Source organism: Brevibacillus sp. HB1.3 (genome assembly GCF_013186635.1).
Lineage (GTDB): Bacteria > Bacillota > Bacilli > Brevibacillales > Brevibacillaceae > Brevibacillus > Brevibacillus brevis_D.
This window is the reverse complement of the sequence record NZ_JABMIT010000007.1, coordinates 185,206-205,525: the sequence shown is the minus strand read 5'-3', so window position 1 is coordinate 205,525 and position 20,320 is coordinate 185,206. Positions and strand designations below refer to the sequence as shown.

Below are 20,320 nucleotides of genomic sequence, written 5' to 3'. Positions count from 1 at the left end.
TTTGAGTGCCGTTTTATATAGTCCTTTACCGTTTGGCTGGCGGAATACTCTGTGGAAAATGGAAGACGTTTTTAGGATCGTAACGAGCCTTCACCCGTGTTAATCGATCAAAATTTTCTCCGAAGTATGCCTTCTGCCAGTTCTTAATAAAAAGGTCAGGAGTATTAACGTAAACACCCCGCGTAAAGGGAAGCATCGCACGGCGCCAGTTCTCTACCCAGTGAATTCCTCGCTTCGATCCTGCTTGTGTGCTCCAGGTAGCAGTGGAAGTCATATTATACAAAGCACGGCGATAGAAGTAAGCTGTTGCTCGATTCGGCACCTTAGCCACTGCACCAGCTAAGCCGTGGAGGAAGATGGAGACCGCAGAGGTAGGCGGTGAATCGATGAAACGCCGTATTGTTGCGATGGCAGACTCCGGTAGCGGACGATAGACGTAGGGACCCACGCTCTTAAAGGGATAAGGAGCTGTAGGTGTAGTCTTCGCTACGAGTCGGACAGTTTCTATCCAGGGTACCTCCTTAATAACCACTTTTTGTGGTGACCCGGCGCGAAGCAATGGCTGCAATAATTGCCGCAGCTTTTCTGCAGATCCGAGGAAGACACCTTGCATCAATACAGGGAAGCTGGATGAAGCCTGCCTTCCGTTAGCAATCCCAAGGGTAACGGTGAGACGCTCGTTGGCGCCTGGAACCGTATAATCCTGCCAGACCCGCAGCACTCGTTCCAGATCGCGGAGCTCCCAGCCGATTTCGGCAAAGCCGACAGTCTCAATTGGGTGGGTACGGAAGCGAAAGGTCGTGCATACTCCAAAGTTGCCACCTCCGCCTCCACGTAACGCCCAGAAAAGATCAGAATGTTGCTTGGAATTGGCATGAAGCACGCGTCCATCGGCGTTGACGATTTCTATATCGACTAAATGGTCAAGTGTGAGACCGTAGGGACGAGATAAAATACTGTGACCACCGCCAAGAGTGACTCCGGCAATTCCAGTGGTTGGGCAGAGTCCAACCGGGACCACCAATCGTTCTTTCCAAAGTGCCGTGTTTAAGGCGCCGCCTCTTATGCCGGTCTGTACCGTGGCGATGCCACTCCTTCGGTTCACATCCACCTGATTCATGTCGCTCACGTCGATGACAATACCACCATTAACAACAGACAATCCCTCGTAGCTGTGTCGGCCGGAACGCATACGAATCGGTACATGATGGTGTCGTGCCCAGCGAATTGCATTCACGACGTCCCTCGTCTGCTTGGCAAAGACAATCACCCGCGGGAATTTATTGAAGAAGGTGTTAAACTCCTGACGGGCTTCATTGTATTGCGGGTTTCCCGGTACAACGATACGTCCGGTTAGTTCTGGTTCCCTACCATGTCTCAATATTTGCAGAGTGTGTCTCTTACTGGTTTGCGAAACTGCAAACCTCTTTTTTGTATTCCTAGTTTTTATTGCTCGCATATAAAGCTTTGGCTTGGATGGTCTTGCTATATGGAATAGCCGTTTTGCTCCGCTCAATCTACCCACCTCCCACTGATCAATCCTTGTTTCGACAGCTTCCAAAAACCTAGCATGACCTTATAAACAACCAAGAGGACCACTGTATTACAAAGGATGTTAGACCAATGCAAAGTGTGTGGGTGAATGACGGGTTCCATTCGTCTAATTCTGTTTTTGGATGGAATGAATGTGGTTGTTTTGCCTATTCACATGTCGATACGGGCGAACATACCATTTATTAGTCTTATGCCATCGGTGAAGCTTTTTACGTGTGTTGCATGGTCATCATGATTCATTCGGAGGTGGGAGGAATGGGAGGAGAAAAGCGATCAAGCCGCAAAGCAAGTACGCATCGTAGTGTTAGGAAAAAAGCATCCCCCAAGCTGACAGGGCGAATCGTTTTGCCAGGGAATGCGCCGTACCATGGCAGGCGAGGATGTTTCAACAGCTTTCCCAAGGTGATCGTCTATGCTCAGAAGAAACAGGACATCGTCAATGCTGTCCGTTGGGCACGCCACCATCATGTCCCTGTACGGTATAGGCGTCCCGGCCATTCATATGACAAAAGGGTGCCAAATGACAAGGGTGCTATGGTGATTGATATAAGTGAAATGTATCGGAGAGAGATGGTAAACAAGGGTAGTCGAAGGATCCTTACTCAACCAATTGGTCCAAGTCCTGATCGCCTGATCGGTCAAAAAAGAAGGATACTGGAGGGAGGACTTACAGACGTTCCCGGCATTCTCGTAGGACATGCAGAGGACGAAAGTGGACGGACCGGTTGCACAGTGATTTTGTGCCCCAGTGGGGCTGTCCCAGGTGTTGATGTAAGAGGAGGTTTTCCAGGAACGATACAAACGGATGCCATCCGACCAGGCACAGCAACGGATGTGGTACAGGGTGTCCTTCTTACGGGTGGCAGTAACTTCGGTCTGGCAGCAGCATCTGGAGTCATGAACTGGCTGGCTCAAAATGGAATTGGTGCGCCAACGGAGGCAGGACCTCTTCCAACTGTTCCCGGAGCAGTCATCTTTGATCTTATTTACGCGAAAGGCGCTCGCAGGCCCGATGCAGAGATGGGCTATATTGCCAGTGAAGAAGCAAATTCCGGGCCAGTTGAGGAAGGAAGTGTAGGAGCAGGCGCGGGTGCGACCGTCGGCAAGATCTATGGCACTCCGATGAAGGGCGGGGTAGGAACTGCCTCTTGGAAAATCCCCGGTGGGCCTGTTGTAGCGGCATTGGCGGTGGTAAACGCCGTTGGAGACATTTGGGATCAAGATCACATCATTGCTGGGGCGCTGCGGCCAAATGGTACGTTCGTGAACCAGACCCGGGCGATTCTTGAAGGGATACCCCCAGGAACCAGTGGGAGCAGGAACACGACCATTGCTGTGGTAGCGACCACAGGGCGGCTAACCAAGGCAGAGGCGGGCCGTGTAGCGACACTCGCCCATGATGGAATGGCAAGAGCCATCTCGCCCGTTCACATCCAATCCGACGGCGACACTGTCTTTTGCCTTGCTACTGGTACAGATACGAGCGGTCTGACGGGAGATAGTGCTGTGACGGCAATTGGCACTACAGCGGCCGTAGTATTAGAAGAGGCTATTATTAGAGGGGTAAAGGCAGCTAATAGTATACGTCCTCGGCATGGTGGAAAGTGAATGTTTTTTAAAAGGCGAGAATTGGATGATGGGCAAAACCACCTTTGAGGTGGTTTTTTAGAAGATGTCTCTATACGAATCGTTGCAATATCTGCTGGTTGCACATTTGTTTGTGGGAAAATAAAAACCCAATCCAAGGGATCGGGTGAAGGAAAAGAGCATCCCAAAAGGGAGTGCTGCTAATAATTAAGGTACGTACTGTTCTGTAACTTTTGTGATGACTCCATTCTTTACTTCAACGTGGAATGGTATCTGATAAGGAATTCCCTTAGAAAGCACAAACTTTTTAAAAGTATCGGTGTTTACTGCTTCATTCCAATGGAAATTCCCATCTTTTTGTGTAGAGTTGGTTTGAAGAGTAAAGGAAGCCTTTGGAGAAACTTCAAACGTTCTAATTTTAGGACTGCTATTACGAATGTAATATGGCATCGGATAGTCCTCTTTTTCCGATGGATGATCTTGACGATAAGCTTTTACTGCTGCCTCACCGAAAAACCATTGAACATAGTCAAGTGAGACGAGTAGCTTTCCATTTTTCACTTGTAACGATTTCACATAGGCCATTGATTTTTCAAGGGTATTTCCTTGTTTATCCTTGCTACTTGTTGGAACAATTACTTGGGGAGGAACAGGTGCAACCGTTCCTTGCTGTGAAGCAGCATGAGCGTCAGGAACAAGCAATGAACAGAATAACAAAGAAGAAAGCAGCAAATATGTTTTTCTCATGGGGTGTCATTTCCTTTCTGTACACGAAATACTATTCACAAGTAGTAGACGAAAAAATAACGAAACCGTTTCGCCTCAAGAAGAAAAATTTAACATAACTATATCGAGTGAAAAGTAAGTGAACGGATTGAGCCGTTATCATTGGCAAAACAGGTGAGTTTAGCATGAAGAGTAGCCTCCTGTCATCAGAGCAGACTGATGAACAGGAGGTTTTTTCATGGCATCTTAAACGGATTTCAAGACATTCGATACCCTAACTGAGCTGACATCGCACGTACCGTCGCTAGCGTTTCTTGTAAAATCTCTTCTTGTTTCGGCATCACGCGGTCGGAGGGACCGATGACGCTGACGGATGCAGTTACGTGCCCAGTTGAATCAAAAATAGGGGCAGCGATTCCGGTCACGCCTGTATTGCGTCGATTCGAGCTGATTTCATAGCCTCGCCGGCGGATCGTCACCAAGTCCTCTTTGATTTGCTCAACCGACGTGTACGAATGAGGTGTGTAGCTTTTCAGCGGATGTTCCTGCAAAATCTCATCCTGAAACTCTTCTGGCAGATACGCAAGCAAAACCCTTGCAGCAGAGGTAGAGTAAAGAGGAAAACGCCGGAAGGATTCTACGGTAAAGCGAACAGGATGAAGCGAATCCTCTTTGGCTACATAGATCGCGTCCTTAGAATCTTGTACACATAAGACCGCCAATTCGTTTGTCCGTGAGACAAGCTGGTCTAAGAACGGTTTGGAAAAATCAACGATATCGTGATTCGTGAGCACCTTCGTGCCCAGCTCCAAAAGCGTGTAGCCAAGCGTATACTGCTTGGTTTTTTCATTTTGGCGGATAAAGCCTTCAGACTCCAGCGTGGACAGGAGCTTGTGAACGGCTCCCTTGGACAGCTGAAGTTTTTTGCTGAGCTCCGTTACCCCAAGTTCCTTTGGCGAATCGAGAAATATTTTTAACAGCCGACAGCCATTTCGAACAGAAGACAATACTTGGTCCATACAAAGGTCTCCTTTAACGTACAGTAGCTCTTCTATCAAAGAAGAGTCTCGATTGAAGTAATTTTACCATTAGAAAGAATGCTGACAAGCCTGTAATTGGGGCAATGGTGCTCTAGTACGACTACCTTGAATAGTCAGTATCTTTATGCTAGTATAGCATTATCGTTCCCGAATAGGAAACAGCGTTCTCTATTCGTGAACAATATAGACAATCGGGGGTCGAACTTACATGAAGAAAAAGGCATTATCCGTCCTGTCCATTTTCGCTTTGACTGGTTCCTTGCTGGCTGGATGTGGCTCCTCCACGCCGCAAACATCTGCTCCTGCACCGGCTGCTGGCAACAATAGCGGCACCGAAGCACAAGCTCAGCTGGAAGACACACTGGTAGTAGCAGGAAACGGCGCGACCGTTGAAAAGATGATGAAGGATGAAGTCTTCAAGAAGTTTAACGAGAAGTATCCGAATGTAAAGCTGACCTATGTTTCTGGTGTTTCCACGGAGATTGTAGCGAAGGTTAAGGCACAGAAAAATGCTCCGCAAATCGACCTGACAATCGTTGAAGGCGGCGAACAAGAAAAGGGACGTCAAGAAGGCTTGTGGGAAACTGTATCCGCAACAGATATCCCGAACATGAAAAACGTGCCAGAAGATTTGCGTGTGACGGAGGATAGCGGTGTAGTTGTAAACTTCACGCCGATGGGTATTTCCTACAATGCGGATCTGGTAAAAGAAAAAGGCTTGCCTGTACCGAAGTCCTGGAATGACCTGGCAAAGCCTGAAGTGAAAGGCTACATCACGATGACAGACGTAGCGAGCAACTTTGGACGCTCAACGATGATCATGCTGGCGTACGCAAATGGCGGGTCTGAGAAAGACATCGAACAAGGCTTTAAGAAAATGGAAACGATTGCAGGATACATGCCGACCTTTGCGAAGAGTGCTGCACAGCTTCAGCAAAATCTGCAAAACAAAAGCGCAGCGTACACCACTTGGACAATGGCGCGTAGCTTGACACAAAAAGAAGCAGGCGTACCATTGGAGTTCGTTTTCCCTGAAGAGGGCGGAAACATCGTACCGAACGTAGCTACGCTGGTAAAAGGTTCGAAGAGTCCAAAAGCGGCAAAAGCATTCGTCGATTTCCTTTTGACAGATGAAATTCAAACGATGTACGCAACGAAGCTGTACTACAATCCGGCAACCTCTGTGAAGCTGCCAGACGATGTAGCGAAAACATTGGAATTCGATCGCACAAAGGTTGTCAACTTCGACTATAGCGTAGTGAGCAAGGAAACATCTGCTTGGCTGGATCGCTTTAACAAAGAAATCGCACCTAAAACAGGAAAGTAGGTATTCACGTGACCAAGGTGATTGACGTTGAACTGCGCGGCATCATGAAAAAATTTCAAAGCAATGTCGTGGTTCAAAACTTCAACCTGCAGGTGGAGCAAGGCGAATTCATCTCGTTTCTCGGCCCATCTGGTTGCGGTAAGACCACGACCTTGAATATGATTGCCGGTTTTTTAGACCCGGATGGCGGAGACCTTTTGATCAAAGGGCAGCGAATGAATGGCGTACCTCCGTACAAACGGGAGCTGGGCATGGTGTTTCAGACGTACTCGTTGTTCCCACATATGACTGTGGCGGAAAACATTGCCTACGGCTTGAAATTACGCAAAGTGAACAAGCAAGAAATGCAAGAACGTGTGAATCGTGTACTTGGGCTGGTCAAGCTGCCAAACGTAGCAGACCGCTATCCGAAACAACTTTCCGGCGGACAACGCCAGCGGATTGCGATTGCACGGGCGCTTGTTATTGAGCCGTCGCTCCTGCTTTTGGATGAGCCGCTCAGTAACTTGGATGCCAAACTTCGGGAAGAGCTTCGCGATGAGTTAAAGCGCTTACATCACGAAATCGGCGTTACGACTATTTTCGTTACCCATGACCAAGAAGAGGCGCTAGCGCTTTCTGATCGCATTGTGGTCATGAATCACGGATTCGTGGAACAAATCGGTACACCGCTGGAGATTTACAATCAGCCCGCTTCTGAATTCGTACATACCTTCATCGGTAAGACGAACCGTTTGGAAGGGGAAGTCATCGGAATGGACGGGGATGTACTCACGCTGCGGACGACTGGTGGAATGCTCGTGAAGGCGGCAAAGCAACAGCGAACCGTGGCACTCCATGAAAAAGTGATCATTTTTATCCGACCAGAGAAAATCAAGCTGACCGATACAGCAGTCAGTGAGGAAGCGAATCGGGTAAAAGGACATTTGCAGCTTGCCTCCTTCCTGGGCTCGTACACAGAATGTGAGGTCAAGGTCGGGGAGCATACGCTCTCGGTAAAAGTCCAAATGACCGATAGTTCGGTCGACCGCCAAGAAGGTCAAACGGTTTACTGTCAATGGAACGCGGACGACGTACTGGTCATGCCCGCAGGAAGGGGATGACGGATGAGCAAGCGTCTCTCGGTTACATTGTTGACAGCACCTGCGATGATTTTGCTGCTTGGCGTATTCATCCTCCCGATGCTGATGATGCTTTTGCTCAGCTTTCAGGATGAGAATCAGGCGTTCTCTTTGCACAATTATTCATTATTTATACAAGATCCGTACTACTTGGAGATTCTTTGGCGGACGATTCGCGTGAGTCTCTGGACGGTACTGGTAAGTCTCTTGCTCGGATTTCCTGTAGCGATGTACATGGCGCAGGCTACAGGGAAAATGCGTGGAATCGTCACGATGCTGATCCTGGCCCCTCACCTCATCAGTGTTGTTATTCGCAACTTCGGTTGGGTAGTGGTTTTGGGGGAAAAAGGGTGGATCAATGAGACGTTGATCAGTCTGGGGCTGATCGATCAACCGTTGCGGCTGTTGTACAACGAGTTCGGTATTGTGATCGGTCTGACGGATTCCTTCGTTGCTTACATGGTTCTGGCGATTGCAACCAGCTTGTATGCCATCGATCCGTCCCTGAATAAGGCGGCATCGATTTTGGGGGCTTCCCGCGTACGTACGTTTTTCAGTGTGACATTGCCCTTGTGTTTGCCGGGGATTATTGCAGGTACGACACTGGTGTTCAGCTTGTCGATGAGTGCCTTTGTGACACCAGCCCTGATGGGGGGAACGTCCGTGAAGGTCTTGCCTGTCATTGCCTATGAGCAAATCATGGCGACATTGAACTGGCCTTTGGGAGCGGCACTTGCCTTCCTGCTTTTGGGTAGCACGATTCTATTGGTGACTTTGTATACAAAGCTGATTGAAACCAAGCGGTATAAAGAGGTGTTTGCGTCATGAAAAAAATAAACGTACTCGGACTCATCACGTTCTTTGTGCTTGTTTTGGTCAATCTGCCGTTTCTGGTCATTATCCCGAGCTCCTTTACGGCAGCCGGATACCTCGCTTTTCCGCCCGAAGGATTTTCGTGGCAGTGGTATGAAATGATTTTGGATCGGCCGGAGTTCATCGATTCGCTGTGGATCAGTCTAAAGCTAGCTACGGTAACGGCGATTTTGGCGACTTTCTTAGGGACATTGGCTGCATTCGCGCTGTCCAAATACAAGTTTCGTGGGAGCGGCATCATCAACGCACTAATGCTTTCACCGCTTACCGTTCCTTCGCTCATTATTGGGATTTCCGCGCTGCTGTTTTTCACGCGAATTGGTATCGCAGGGACGTTTACAGGACTTTTGCTGGCGCACATGCTGATCTCGATTCCGTATGTCGTTAGGCTAGTGCTCACAGGGCTTAGCTCGTTCGATTATACGCTGGAAAAAGCGGGATACATGCTGGGGGCCCATCCGTTTCGGGTGTTCTGGGATATTACGTTGCCACTGTTGCGTCCGGCCATCGTGTCGGGGATGATCTTTTCGTTCTTGACGTCGTTTGACAATGTCACGGTTTCCTTATTCTTGGTGGCACCGGATACGACGACGCTGCCACTCGCGATTTTCACCTATATGCAGGAGACACTTGACCCGTTGGTGGCTTCTATATCCTCCGTGGTCATCCTGCTGAGTCTGGTGTTCATCGTCTTGTTGGAAAAAGTGTACGGACTAGAGCGCCTGTTCGGACTCAATTCACAATCTCATTAAGGAAGAGGCACTATGTCAATCCACACTTATGTACAAGAGAATATGCCCCACTATCTTCAGTTACTCGAAGAGTCAGTTAACATGGACTCGCCTTCTCGTGACAAACAGTTGGGTGACCGCATGGCGGGCTGGTTCGCCCTGCAGTTTCAACGGCTGACAGGGGGAGTAGCAGAGCTGATCCCGAATAAGACGTATGGCGATCAGGTGCGTTGTACGCTGGGCAACGGGGAAAAACAAATCCTCATCATCGGCCATTACGATACCGTATGGCTAGAAGGAGAGGCGGCTCGCCGACCGTTTGCGATCCGGGATGAAAAAGCGTACGGGCCGGGCGTATACGATATGAAAGCGGGCGTTTTGCAAGCAATGTTTGCCATGCGGGCATTGGTAAAGCTGGATCGCCTGCCAGCAGATAAAAAAATCGTGCTCCTATTAAACAGTGACGAGGAGATCGGCAGCCCGACTTCTCGCCGACTGGTAGAAGAAGAAGCGGCGCGTTCGGTGGCGAGCTTTGTGTTAGAGCCGCCAACCGAACCAAGCGGCGCACTCAAAACCTGGCGGAAGGGAAGCGCCCATTTTACCTTGTCAGTCAGCGGAATTTCCTCACACGCGGGCGTCGATCATCAAAAAGGTGTCTCTGCTATTGAAGAGCTGGCGAGACAAGTGCAATTTCTGCATGCCTTGACCGATTACGAGAAAGGGACAACCGTCAATGTGGGCGTGATTAAGGGCGGGATTGGCTCCAATGTCGTAGCCGATTCGGCAGAAGCTGAAATTGACGTGAGATTTATCTCGATGGAAGAGGCCCTACGCATTGAGAAGGTAATGAGCGAACTCACGCCAGTGCTCGCCGGTACAAACATCAGCGTAAAGGGAGGCATTCGCCGGCCGCCGATGGAGCGAACCGAAGAGACAGGCAAATTATTTTCCCTTGCACAATCGATTAGCATCAATGAACTAGGGATGGCTTTAGAAGAGTCGGGTACAGGTGGAGTCAGCGATGGCAATTTCGCGGCCGCTTGCGGAGTACCGACGCTGGATGGACTTGGTGTAAAGGGGGGCTACGCCCACTCGCCGGATGAATGGATCGAACTGGGAGAAATATCAACGCGTGCTACCTTGTTGGCGCGGTTGATAGAGGAAGTATAGAGAGAAGCAAGAGAAAAGAGAAGAAGCACCTGCCTGATGCGTAAGATGGTTGTATCAGGGCAGGTGTTTTTTGCATGGAGAAATATCATGTGCTAGAAAAGGGCTTTTTTAAGCACATGGAAAATCCCACCCAAATAGGGGATAATAGAGGAGCACTCCTATTATGAAAAGAGGTCGATCACAAAATGAAATACTACCGACTCGGTGGCAGTGGATTGAAGGTATCCGCATTGGGATTAGGTACGAACTCATTCGGAGGGCGTGCGGATGAGCAAACGTCTGTAAACATCATTCATACCGCAATCGAAAACGGGATAACCTTTATTGATACAGCAAATATTTACACGCAAACAGAATCGGAGCGAATCATTGGGCTGGCTCTTGAAGGGAAGCGGCACGAGGTTGTTTTGGCGACGAAGGCCGGTTTGGTAAAAGGAGAAGGACCAAATCAGAGAGGCTCATCGCGATACCACCTGATGCTGGAGCTTGAGAACAGCTTGAAGCGTTTGCGCACCGACTATGTGGACTTATATCAAATTCATACGTTTGATCCAGAGACGCCTTTGGAAGAGACACTCCGCGCACTAGATGACATGGTTCGATCCGGGAAAGTACGTTACATCGGGGCTTCCAACTATGCGGCCTGGGAGTTAATGAAGGCAATTGGCATCAGTCAGCGGGAAGGGTTGAATCGATACATATCGACGCAGGTGAGCTACTCGTTGGCAGATCGGACACCGGAGCGTGAACTCGTACCGCTTTGTCTTGATCAGGGGGTGGGGATCATTCCGTACTTCCCGCTTGCTGGCGGAATTTTGACAGGCAAATATACCTCCGCAGAACAGGCTCCAGCTGGTTCGCGGGCGGACAAGGAGCCGCGTTTCGTCCGGCTGTTAAGTGAAGACAAGCTGGAGTTTGGACGTAAAATCAGTCGGATAGCGGCGGAGCTAGGTGTATCCTCCAGTGTGCTGTCTTTGGCTTGGCTGATGCACAAGCCGGCTGTCTCTTCGGTGATCGTGGGTGCGACCAGTGTAGGGCAGCTTACGGATAATTTGCAAAGTGCAGCGTTGGCGTTGGATGAAGCGACCTTGGCAGAGCTGGACCGATTGAGTGATACGTATCGAAATGGGGAACCATTTGCCGTATATCGTTTGCCGTAACAATGGTGACTAATAGGTTCAGTCCCAAAGCCTCCTTGAATAGGGGGCTTTTTTGCGTTCAGCATAGACGCTGCAGCCATGAGGGATAGTAAACATATCCCGAACTGGAAAAAGAGTGATTCGAAATGATGGATACAAAAAAACAATCTGCGCTTTTTCATTGCTCGTTGGAAGAAAATCTGGAAAAGGTGAAAAAAGAGCTGGGTAACAGCACGGATCTCGTGACGAGGCAAGTACGTCTGGAAGCAGTCGATCAGATTGTGGTAGGGATTTTGTACACCGAGGGTCTGGTCGATAAAAATATGATTAGCAGCCTCATGGAGTCTCTTATGCTCCATGCAAAAAAAGCGCACATCACGGCGGAAGCCGAGTGCGAAGAAAGATCATTGATACTAATGAAGGATTTCCTGCTGACGATCGGTGGAGTGGAAGAGGTCTATGACTTTGACCATTTGTATGATGCGATATTGACGGGGGATACCGTTATTTTGGTAGATGGATATTCCAACGGATTTATCGCAAATACGAAGCAGTGGGAAGATCGTGGTGTTCAGGAGACTTCCGTGCAAACGGTGGTTCGGGGTTCTAGAGAAGCGTTTTCGGAAAACCTCCGAACCAATACGGCTTTGGTGCGTAGGCGGATCAATAATCGCAATCTTTGGTTGGAGACCGTGCAGATCGGGGACATGACACAGACCAAAGTCGCCATGATGTATATAAAAGGAGTCGTGCAGGACAGCGTAGTGGCAGAAGTGAAGGAGCGGCTGGGAAAGATCGAGATCGATGGAATTTTGGAGAGCGGGAACATTGAAGAAATGATTCAGGACCATACCTTCACGCCGTTTCCGACCATCTACAATACAGAGCGTCCAGACTCGGTGGCAGCCGGTCTGCTGGAAGGGCGCGTCGCCATTCTGGTGGACGGTACACCGATTGTTTTGTTGGTACCAGCCGTCTTTGTCCAATTCTTCCAGTCTCCCGAGGATTATTACATGCGTGCAGATTTTGGGATCCTGCGTATTTTGCGGTTCATTTCTTTCTTTATCGCTTTGCTTGGTCCATCCATTTATGTTGCGATTACCACCTTTCATCAGGAAATGTTGCAAACGAACCTGCTCATGAGCATAGCAGCCCAGCGTGAAGGAGTGCCATTCCCTGCTGCAGTCGAGGCGCTGTTGATGGAGTTTACCTTTGAAATGCTGCGAGAGGCAGGAGTGCGCATGCCGAGGGCGGTTGGATCAGCAATATCCATCGTGGGAGCACTTGTGCTGGGGGAAGCGGCTGTGCAGGCAGGACTGGTTTCACCCGCTACGGTCATCGTCGTTTCCATTACGGCAATTACCAGCTTTGTCTTCCCTTCCTTTTCTATGTCCATTCCGATTCGACTGTTGCGGTTCGGCTTGATAGCACTTGCCGCCAGCTTTGGTTTTATCGGCATATTTGTGGGGATGATCGCCTTGTGCATTCACCTATGCACCTTGCGCTCGTTTGGTGTCCCGTATATGGCTCCGCTGGCCCCTGTGAATCTGGCTGATCAAAAGGATACACTGCTTCGGATTCCCATCTGGATGATGCATACGCGTCCTCATTTTTTGCGCCAGAAAAATAGCGTCAGAGAACGAAAAAGTAAAATATAGCGCAAGTATCGTGCCGAGGTGATGAAAAATGATGAACCGAGGTGGAGACGGCATGAAACGAAAAGGGCTGTTCCTCCTGACCCTTGCTCTTCTCGTTTTGTTGACAGGCTGCTGGAACTGTAGAGAATTGAATGATTTGGCGATCGTCATGGGAACAGGTATCGACAAGATTGACGGAGAGTACGTGATATCCGCCCAAATCGTCAATCCGGGAGGGGTAGCGTCAAAAGAGGGAGGGGGAATGAACCAATCATCTGTTGCGACTTATAGCATGCGAGCATCCAGCATTTTTGAGGGAATCCGGAAAATGACAACGGTAACCCCAAGAAGGCTTTACTTTTCCCATATCCAGGTGCTGGTTTTAGGGGAGCAGATAGCAAAAGAAGGGGCAAAGGAAGTGCTGGATTTGTTATTTCGCGATCATGAGGTCCGGCCTGATTTTTATGTCATTCTAGCCAAGGACGCGACAGCACTACAAATTCTCAGCATGATCGATCCACTGGAAAAAATCCCGGCGACGAAGCTCTATAAAAGCTTGGAAACAGCAGAGAGTGCCTGGGGATCGATTGTCTCCATTCAATTGGATGAATTTATTGCGGATTTGCTACGGGATGGGATCGAGCCAGTGTTGGTAGGCGTTAATACGAAAGGGAAGGTACATATGGGGACTTCCGGGGGTAATTCCCAAAAGGAAAGCCAGTCATCACTATTGAGGTACCACGAAATCGGTGTCTTCAAAGGAGACAAGCTACGTGGGTGGTTTAACGAAGAGGAAAGCATCGGATTCAGCTACATCACAGACAGGGTGGACAGTACAGTAGAAGAAATTCCTTGTGATAAAAACAATAAAATTGTCATTGAGATCATCCGAAACAAAACAACGGTCAATGGCAAGGTGGAAAAAGGCAAACCACAAGTGGAAGTGAGTATTTCCGCAGAAGGCAATGTGGGCGAGGTAGCATGCAGCAACGATTTGTCCGATCCCAAAACCATCTACAAATTGGAAGCTGATGTGGAAAAGCAGATCAAAGGTAAAATCGTAAGCGCCATTCATAAAGCGCAAAAGCAATACCGATCGGATGTTTTTGGATTTGGCCAGTCGATCTACAAAGATGACCCCAAAGGGTGGGAAAAGGTGAAAGAGGATTGGGATTCTCAATTCCCCAATCTGAAAGTGAAAATCAAAACAGACGTGAAGATCAGGCGGACAGGAAAAGTGGGCAATTCGTTTATTCCTTTCATGAAAAAGGAGTAGAGCATAACTTTTTCCATCCGTGGAAATGGTAAAGGTAATCCTGCAAAAAAAGTAGGTGCACTGCACAGCATGTGGACCATCATATTGATTTTGCTGATCAGTCTATTCATTGCCCTCTTTGAGGTGCCTTATTTGAGAAGGAATGCGATGAAAAAGGAAATGCTGATTTTCTTCATTCTGCTTGTAGTTGGGACGGGACTTGGGATAGCCGAATCGCTTAAGGTGAATATTCCCAACCCGTTGGACTGGATCACATTTGTCTATAAACCATTCAGCGACTTCATTTTGGGAACTGTGGAATGAAGCAGTAGCCAGCAGCGAGGCGGGGGAGCGAGAGGAATTGATAGACAACGGCCATATTAGCGCAAGGCAATTTATGATACTCGTGGCGCTCTTCGGGATTGGCGATGCGATTTTGTACGTACCCTCCCTTACTGCTACCGCTGCCAAACAGGACGCCTGGATCTCCGCCTTCATGGGGTGGGGGGAAGGCTTTCTTTTAACCTACCTGTATGTTTCGCTGAGTATGCGGTATCCGAACAAGTCTATCTATCAGTACAGCGAAGAAATATTGGGAAAGTGGATAGGGAAAGCGGTGGCTGTTTTGTTCATCACCTACTTCTTCATCGACGCTTCGCTCATGCTAATGGAGATTGGCGATTTTGTCACGACGCAGATTATGCAGGAGACCCCCATTGAAATTATTCTTGTCCTTTTTTTGGTGATCATCGTTATGGGGGTCCGCAGTGGACCAGAAGCCTTTTCTCGGGTGGGTGAGCTGTTGTTTCCGTATTTTCTGTTGCTTTTTTTTGTCTTGATTGCATTTATCTCCCCCCAGATCAAAATAGAAAATGTGAAGCCTGTGGTTGCGCATGGATTCGCTCCTGTTATTGGGGGGAACTTCCGATACGTGGGTTATTTGCTGGAAACGGTCATTCTGATCGTGATGTTTCCCTTGGTAAAACGGCCAGCGAGTGCTGCCAAAGCTTATATCTGGGGTATTCTTTTCGCGAATTTTTGCCTGACGCTGATTACTTCTGTGGCAATCCTGGTTTTAGGCGCCGATATTACTGTGCTACTCGCCTACCCAAGCTACACACTTGCGCAAAAAATCAGTATCGGCAATTTTTTGGAGCGAATAGAAGTGATGATGGCCGTTATCTGGTTTATCACGCTCTTTGTCAAAATTACTATTTGCTATTATGCGACGAGCTGTGGAATCGCGTATACAATGGGGTTGCGAGATTACCGCCAATTGACATTGCCACTGGGGATGATCATGATTGTGGTGGCATTGGCGACGATGCCTAACCGCTCTTATTTTGATACTTTCGTTTCCGAAATTTGGATGCCTTATTCCTTGACGTACGGTTTGTTCTTGCCCGTTCTCTTGCTGAGTGTGGGGGCCCTAAGAAAAAAACCAGTCTGCTAGCACTGTGAGCTGCAGACTGGTTTTTTGTGATTACGCGCCGATTGTCTTACTCAGCAGCCATGCTGCTTTCTTTCAAGATAACGTCATGTGCGCCGCCTTCTACCAAGCTGGTGGCAGAGATGACGGTGATTCGCGCTTTTTGCTGAAGCTCTGAGATGGAGAGCGACCCGCAATTGCACATGGTCGATTTGATTTTGCTCAAGGTACGGTCTATGTTCTCGCGCAGGCTTCCTGCGTATGGTACGTAGGAGTCTACGCCTTCTTCAAAGACGAGACTGCTTTTACCGCCAGTGTCATAGCGTTGCCAGTTGCGAGCGCGGTTGGAGCCTTCTCCCCAGTATTCTTTCACGAAGTTGTTGCCGATCTTTACTTTTTTGGTCGGGCTTTCGTCGAAGCGAGCGAAGTAACGTCCCAGCATGACAAAGTCTGCCCCCATAGCCAAAGCCAGTGTCACGTGGTAGTCGTGTACGATTCCGCCGTCAGAGCAGAGCGGAACGTAAATGCCTGTTTCCTTGAAGTACTCGTCGCGAGCTGCTGCCACTTCAATGAGGGAAGAGGCTTGACCGCGCCCGATTCCTTTTTGCTCGCGGGTGATGCAGATGGAGCCGCCGCCGATCCCTACTTTAATGAAATCTGCGCCCGATTCCACGAGATAGCGGAAGCCTTCCTTATCGACGACGTTACCTGCACCAATCGGAACATTAAAGTTTTCTTTTACAAATTGAACCGTCTCGCGCTGCCATTCGCTGAAGCCATCGGAGGAGTCGATGACCAGAATATCAACGCCTGCCTCCACCAACGCAGGAACGCGCTCCTTGTAGTCCTTTGTATTGATACCGGCACCTACGATATAGCTCTTGTTCGCGTCCAAAAGGGACAGCGGATTGTTTTTGCGGGAATCGTAGTCCTTGCGGAAAACGAGGAAGTCGAGATTTTGATTTTCATCTACGATTGGCAAGCAGTTGAGCTTGTGCTCCCAGATCAGATCGTTGGCTTCGGAGAGCGTGATGCCGGATTTGCCATAGATCAGCTTCGAGAATGGAGTCATGATGTCGCTGACGAGCTTGTCTTGAGAGTCACGGCTGATGCGATAATCGCGACCGGTTACGATTCCGAGCAGCTTGCCTTTTGCCGTACCATCTTCCGTAATGGCAACGGTGGAGTGGCCTGTCGCCTCTTTCAATTCCAAAATGTCTTTCAGCGTATGGCTTGGTGTCAGGTTGGAGCGGCTCACGACGAAACCAGCCTTGTAGCCTTTTGCTTTGCGAACCATGGTTGCTTGGCTCTCGATGGACTGGGAGCCAAAAATAAACGAAATACCGCCACATCTAGCCAATGCGACCGCCATATGATGGTCGGAAACTGCTTGCATGACTGCGGATGAGAACGGTATGTTTAGTGAGATGGCAGGCTTTTCACCTTTTTTATACTTGGTAATCGGAGTGGATAAGTCCACATTGTTCGGTGTGCATTCTTTTGTGGTGAGATTTGGCAACAGCAAAAACTCATTAAACGTCCGAGATGGTTCTGTGTAATAAAAAGCCACGATTCTCTCCTCCTAGGTGAAATTGATTTTTGAACTGCCTCTTTAATAGAGAAATTTTTACCATGTTAACCGTGAAGTACGACAACGTCAATAGGGAATCGTTAGAAGGAGTGATTTCTTTGCTAAAATTGCGAACAGGTCATGAACAACGCCAGCTTTTGGAACAAATTTCGTTAGAACATTCGTACATTTTATACGGAAATATGTATTTGCGAACGGACAGGAGCGTCGTTGTAACGGACAGCGCCCAAAAAGAATTAATCGCCATCGGGTCTTACTTAAAAGGGATGCCTTTTCACGCGTTTTCTCTTCATGTGGTAGAGGGGGAGGAAAATTACGAAGTGGAGGCGATGCTCTCCTATCTGAAAGAAGTGCTAGATGGCAGCCTGCCAGATGGACAAAAGGGCGTGTTAGCATTAGCAGAGCCTCTCCTAACGCGCGTACAGATTCCGAATATACTTGCCACACGTACCATGTATTTGATGAAACTAACCGATCCTGAGCGTCTTTTACCTGTGGGAGAATCACGAATACTGGTGTTATCCGAAGCACAGATCGTGGAGAATATGGCGGCAGAGCTCGGCATGATTAGTTTTCGAGCAGAGGAAGTAGCAGAAATGCCACACATCGCACTTTTTTCGGAAGGAAGGGAACCGATGGCTGTAGCAGGCTTTCATGTCTATGACGAAGCCTACGTAGAAATCGGGAACATTGGAACATCTGTTTATCATCGGCAAAAAGGGTTGGGTACGCAAATCAGCTCAGATATTTCCCGGATAGGCTTGGCGAAGTCTGCGAATGTTTATTTGATGGTTTTTGCCGATAATCCTACGGCGGTACATGTGTATGAGAAGCTCGGTTTTGTCACGGTATCTTCTTACGCTTTTATTGAATTTCTCCTTTAGAATAGAAAAAGAGAGGACAAGTGCCCCCTCTATCAACTTAATCGGCCTTTGAATTCAATGGGTACGATCATTGTAAAACAAGGTCCATCTGCATCGTTGCGGGCATCGATTGTCCCTTTATGTGCTTCCAAGACGGCGCGGGCAATCGCGAGTCCGAGCCCATGCTTGCCGGACTTTCCTTTGCGGAAACGCTGGAACAAATGCGGCAGCAGCGCCTCCTCAATGGGTGGCCCATCGTTGGAAATCGTGACGACGACGCTTTTTCCCGCTTGTCTCCCTGTGACGGTAAGGCGGCTGTTGGCGTAGCGCAGTTGATTTTCCATGATATTGACGAATGCAGTGCTCAATTGCTCGCCGTCTCCCTCCACAATCAAGTCGTCCGCCAGATTTAACTCCCACTCGACTTGCGGATTGAGCACGGAGAGCCGCTGTTTTAACAGGTGCATCATCTCTGACAGGTCGACACGGTCGACTTGCATCATTTGAGAGACAGACTCGATCTTTGTGATATACAAGAGCTGCCCGACGACCTTTTCGAGGCGCTTGCTCTCCTCCATGATGATGGAAAGCCCTTTTTCAGCCTGAGGGCCCTGGAAGACGCCTTCTATGAGTCCTTGCGTGTATCCTTGAATCGCCATGATCGGTGTTTTGAGTTCATGGGAAATATTTTGGACAAAATGCTGCTGCGACTCGTCGTATTCCTTCAGTTGGTTTTTCATCATATCGAATGAGCGGGCGAGCTGTCCGATCTCATCCCCGCGATCCATCGCTAGCGGTATATCGAACTGACGACGAGCGATCTTTTTGCACAGATCTTCAAGGGTGCGGAGCGGTCTGCTCAAATACCCGCTAAACCACACGGCCAAAAGCCAGCTTACGAGCAGCAGCAGACCAAAAACGAGCAAAAACTGACGAGTCAAAATCGAATTGATCTGGTTGAGCTCCTGTTCCTTGGAGAACAGCACCATGTAGTAAGGGAAGCCGTGGTAGTCCATTTTTTTGCTGACGAACAAATAGCTCTCGTCTCCACGGTCCAGTGAACCATGTTGCAGCTTTTGGCTTGGGTATGTGGCTGCTTTTAGGAACAGCTCCTTGGAATCCTCATACGGAATGCGGCCATTGCTATTGCTCCGGCTGCCTAGCTCTTGACCGTTCTCGGCATAGACAATCATATCAAAGGAGTACTCATAGCGTTGGAGCAAGAGCTGTAAAAAGTAGGGGGCAGCAGCCGGAACAGGCAGCAGCTCATTATGCTCATTGAAGGAGATATGCTGAGATAATGTGTAAAACTCTTCTTCCAAGAGCGAGTAAGTGTTGGATACCAGATACTGTTTGACAGCCAGTGGATACCCGATGCCAAGGCCAACCCCGAGGACGCTAGTCAAGATCATGAACAAAATGAGAATTTGCCTGGAAATCGGCAGGTTTTTTAGCCGGAATTTGCTCATATACGCGTCATTCGGTAGCCGAAGCCATAGACCGTCTCCAATGGAAACTTAGGCATTTTCTTGCGGATACGCTTCACTAAGTCATCGACAGCTCTATCTGAGCCGATGTAGTCTTCACCCCAAATAGAGGTGAGAATCTGCTCACGATTCAAGGCCAGACCTTGATTGTGCAAAAGGTAGATAATGAGCTCGAATTCTTTGGTGGTTAAATCAATAAGCTCGTCGCCCTCTTTTACTTGTCTGCCTTTTTCTGAGATGATATAAGGATCGATTGTTACCCAATCTTGGAAAGTCTGGGTAGAGGAAGCAGCGGCACCAGGCTTCTCATAGGTGCGCTGGAGCAGCTTTTTCGCACGGATGACCAGTTCCCGAGGGAGAAATGGCTTCGCCAAGTAGTCGTCGCTGCCTAGTTCCAGTCCGATGATTTTATCGACATCCTGATCGCGAGCGGAGATGAAGATGATGGGTACATTCGACTTTTCGCGGATAAGGCGCAAGAGCTCATAGCCGTCGATGTCGGGCATCATGATGTCCAAAATCCACAAATGTGGTTGTGTTTCCTCATCAAGTAACGGCAAGACGTCCTTTCCGCTAGAAAACGCTTTCACTTGCAATCCGGCATTTTGCAAATACGATTGTAGCAAGTCCAACAGGTTCGTTTCATCGTCCACCAGATAGACGAGGTAGGGGGTATTCATAGATTTCGGCCTCGCTTTGCATCTGTTTTATATCCGTATTGTAGCATAGCCCAAAACCAGATGTGTGGCACGTACGTATGAGAATCGTGGAAAACGTGTGGAAGCAGGAT

The 20,320-nt window shown here is 48.7% G+C and carries 18 protein-coding genes; 12 read left to right on the top strand and 6 right to left on the bottom strand.

The features are described from left to right. Positions 1-25: 25 nt before the first annotated feature. On the bottom strand, positions 26-1,381 hold the full coding sequence (locus tag HPY31_RS18000) for an FAD-binding oxidoreductase (RefSeq protein WP_253901855.1): 1,356 nt from the start codon (positions 1,379-1,381) through the stop codon (positions 26-28). 428 nt (positions 1,382-1,809) lie between these two features. On the opposite strand from HPY31_RS18000, the gene HPY31_RS17995 reads away from it, so the two are divergent. Then, complete coding sequence (locus HPY31_RS17995; protein ID WP_172141831.1) at positions 1,810-3,162, top strand: P1 family peptidase; 1,353 nt, start codon at positions 1,810-1,812, stop codon at positions 3,160-3,162. A gap of 186 nt (positions 3,163-3,348) precedes the next feature. On the opposite strand, the gene HPY31_RS17990 is transcribed toward HPY31_RS17995, so the two are convergent. Next, entirely contained in the window at positions 3,349-3,888 is a 540-nt protein-coding gene (locus HPY31_RS17990; RefSeq protein ID WP_172141830.1) for a hypothetical protein, read from the bottom strand. Positions 3,889-4,124: 236 nt separating this feature from the next. Then, on the bottom strand, positions 4,125-4,886 hold the full coding sequence (locus tag HPY31_RS17985) for an IclR family transcriptional regulator (protein ID WP_172141829.1): 762 nt from the start codon (positions 4,884-4,886) through the stop codon (positions 4,125-4,127). A gap of 229 nt (positions 4,887-5,115) precedes the next feature. On the opposite strand from HPY31_RS17985, the gene HPY31_RS17980 reads away from it, so the two are divergent. From HPY31_RS17980 to HPY31_RS17935, 10 genes are all read left to right on the top strand, one after another. Continuing rightward, positions 5,116-6,234 carry an ABC transporter substrate-binding protein gene (locus HPY31_RS17980; RefSeq protein ID WP_172141828.1) on the top strand — a complete coding sequence of 373 codons (1,119 nt, stop codon included), beginning with the start codon at positions 5,116-5,118 and terminating at the stop codon, positions 6,232-6,234. Positions 6,235-6,242: 8 nt separating this feature from the next. After that, on the top strand, positions 6,243-7,337 hold the full coding sequence (locus HPY31_RS17975; protein ID WP_172141827.1) for an ABC transporter ATP-binding protein: 1,095 nt from the start codon (positions 6,243-6,245) through the stop codon (positions 7,335-7,337). Between the two features lie 3 nt (positions 7,338-7,340). Further along, the gene (locus tag HPY31_RS17970; RefSeq protein ID WP_087342204.1) at positions 7,341-8,183 is read left to right on the top strand and encodes an ABC transporter permease; all 843 of its coding nucleotides are present in this window, start codon (positions 7,341-7,343) and stop codon (positions 8,181-8,183) included. Beyond that, entirely contained in the window at positions 8,180-8,980 is an 801-nt protein-coding gene (locus HPY31_RS17965) for an ABC transporter permease (RefSeq protein ID WP_012684369.1), read from the top strand. Before HPY31_RS17970 ends, HPY31_RS17965 begins: the two co-directional genes overlap by 4 nt. A 12-nt stretch (positions 8,981-8,992) precedes the next feature. Continuing rightward, entirely contained in the window at positions 8,993-10,129 is a 1,137-nt protein-coding gene (locus HPY31_RS17960; protein ID WP_172141826.1) for a M20 family metallopeptidase, read from the top strand. A gap of 185 nt (positions 10,130-10,314) precedes the next feature. Continuing rightward, positions 10,315-11,289, top strand: coding sequence for an aldo/keto reductase (locus tag HPY31_RS17955; RefSeq protein WP_172141825.1), 975 nt, complete (start codon positions 10,315-10,317; stop codon positions 11,287-11,289). A gap of 125 nt (positions 11,290-11,414) precedes the next feature. Continuing rightward, positions 11,415-12,926, top strand: a complete 1,512-nt coding sequence (locus tag HPY31_RS17950; protein ID WP_172141824.1) for a spore germination protein — start codon at positions 11,415-11,417, stop codon at positions 12,924-12,926. Positions 12,927-12,978: 52 nt separating this feature from the next. After that, positions 12,979-14,181 carry a Ger(x)C family spore germination protein gene (locus HPY31_RS17945; RefSeq protein ID WP_172141823.1) on the top strand — a complete coding sequence of 401 codons (1,203 nt, stop codon included), beginning with the start codon at positions 12,979-12,981 and terminating at the stop codon, positions 14,179-14,181. Between the two features lie 69 nt (positions 14,182-14,250). Further along, positions 14,251-14,484 (top strand): hypothetical protein, encoded by a 234-nt coding sequence (locus tag HPY31_RS17940; RefSeq protein ID WP_172141822.1) that lies wholly within the window; start codon positions 14,251-14,253, stop codon positions 14,482-14,484. Then, entirely contained in the window at positions 14,438-15,613 is a 1,176-nt protein-coding gene (locus HPY31_RS17935) for a GerAB/ArcD/ProY family transporter (protein ID WP_253901854.1), read from the top strand. Before HPY31_RS17940 ends, HPY31_RS17935 begins: the two co-directional genes overlap by 47 nt. Before the next feature lie 46 nt (positions 15,614-15,659). On the opposite strand, the gene HPY31_RS17930 is transcribed toward HPY31_RS17935, so the two are convergent. Beyond that, complete coding sequence (locus HPY31_RS17930; protein ID WP_012684407.1) at positions 15,660-17,159, bottom strand: IMP dehydrogenase; 1,500 nt, start codon at positions 17,157-17,159, stop codon at positions 15,660-15,662. A 110-nt stretch (positions 17,160-17,269) separates the two neighbouring features. Here HPY31_RS17930 and HPY31_RS17925 point away from each other — a divergent pair, with 110 nt between their 5' ends. Beyond that, positions 17,270-18,064: a GNAT family N-acetyltransferase gene (locus tag HPY31_RS17925; RefSeq protein ID WP_371811736.1), complete on the top strand. Its 795-nt coding sequence runs from the start codon at positions 17,270-17,272 to the stop codon at positions 18,062-18,064. 32 nt (positions 18,065-18,096) lie between these two features. On the opposite strand, the gene HPY31_RS17920 is transcribed toward HPY31_RS17925, so the two are convergent. Both HPY31_RS17920 and HPY31_RS17915 read right to left on the bottom strand, forming a co-directional pair. Then, the gene (locus tag HPY31_RS17920) at positions 18,097-19,512 is read right to left on the bottom strand and encodes a HAMP domain-containing sensor histidine kinase (protein ID WP_172141819.1); all 1,416 of its coding nucleotides are present in this window, start codon (positions 19,510-19,512) and stop codon (positions 18,097-18,099) included. Beyond that, a complete protein-coding gene (locus HPY31_RS17915; RefSeq protein ID WP_172141818.1) occupies positions 19,509-20,210 on the bottom strand; it encodes a response regulator transcription factor in 702 nt (233 codons plus the stop codon). The genes HPY31_RS17920 and HPY31_RS17915 overlap by 4 nt, the downstream gene beginning before the upstream one ends. Between the last annotated feature and the right edge of the window lie 110 nt (positions 20,211-20,320).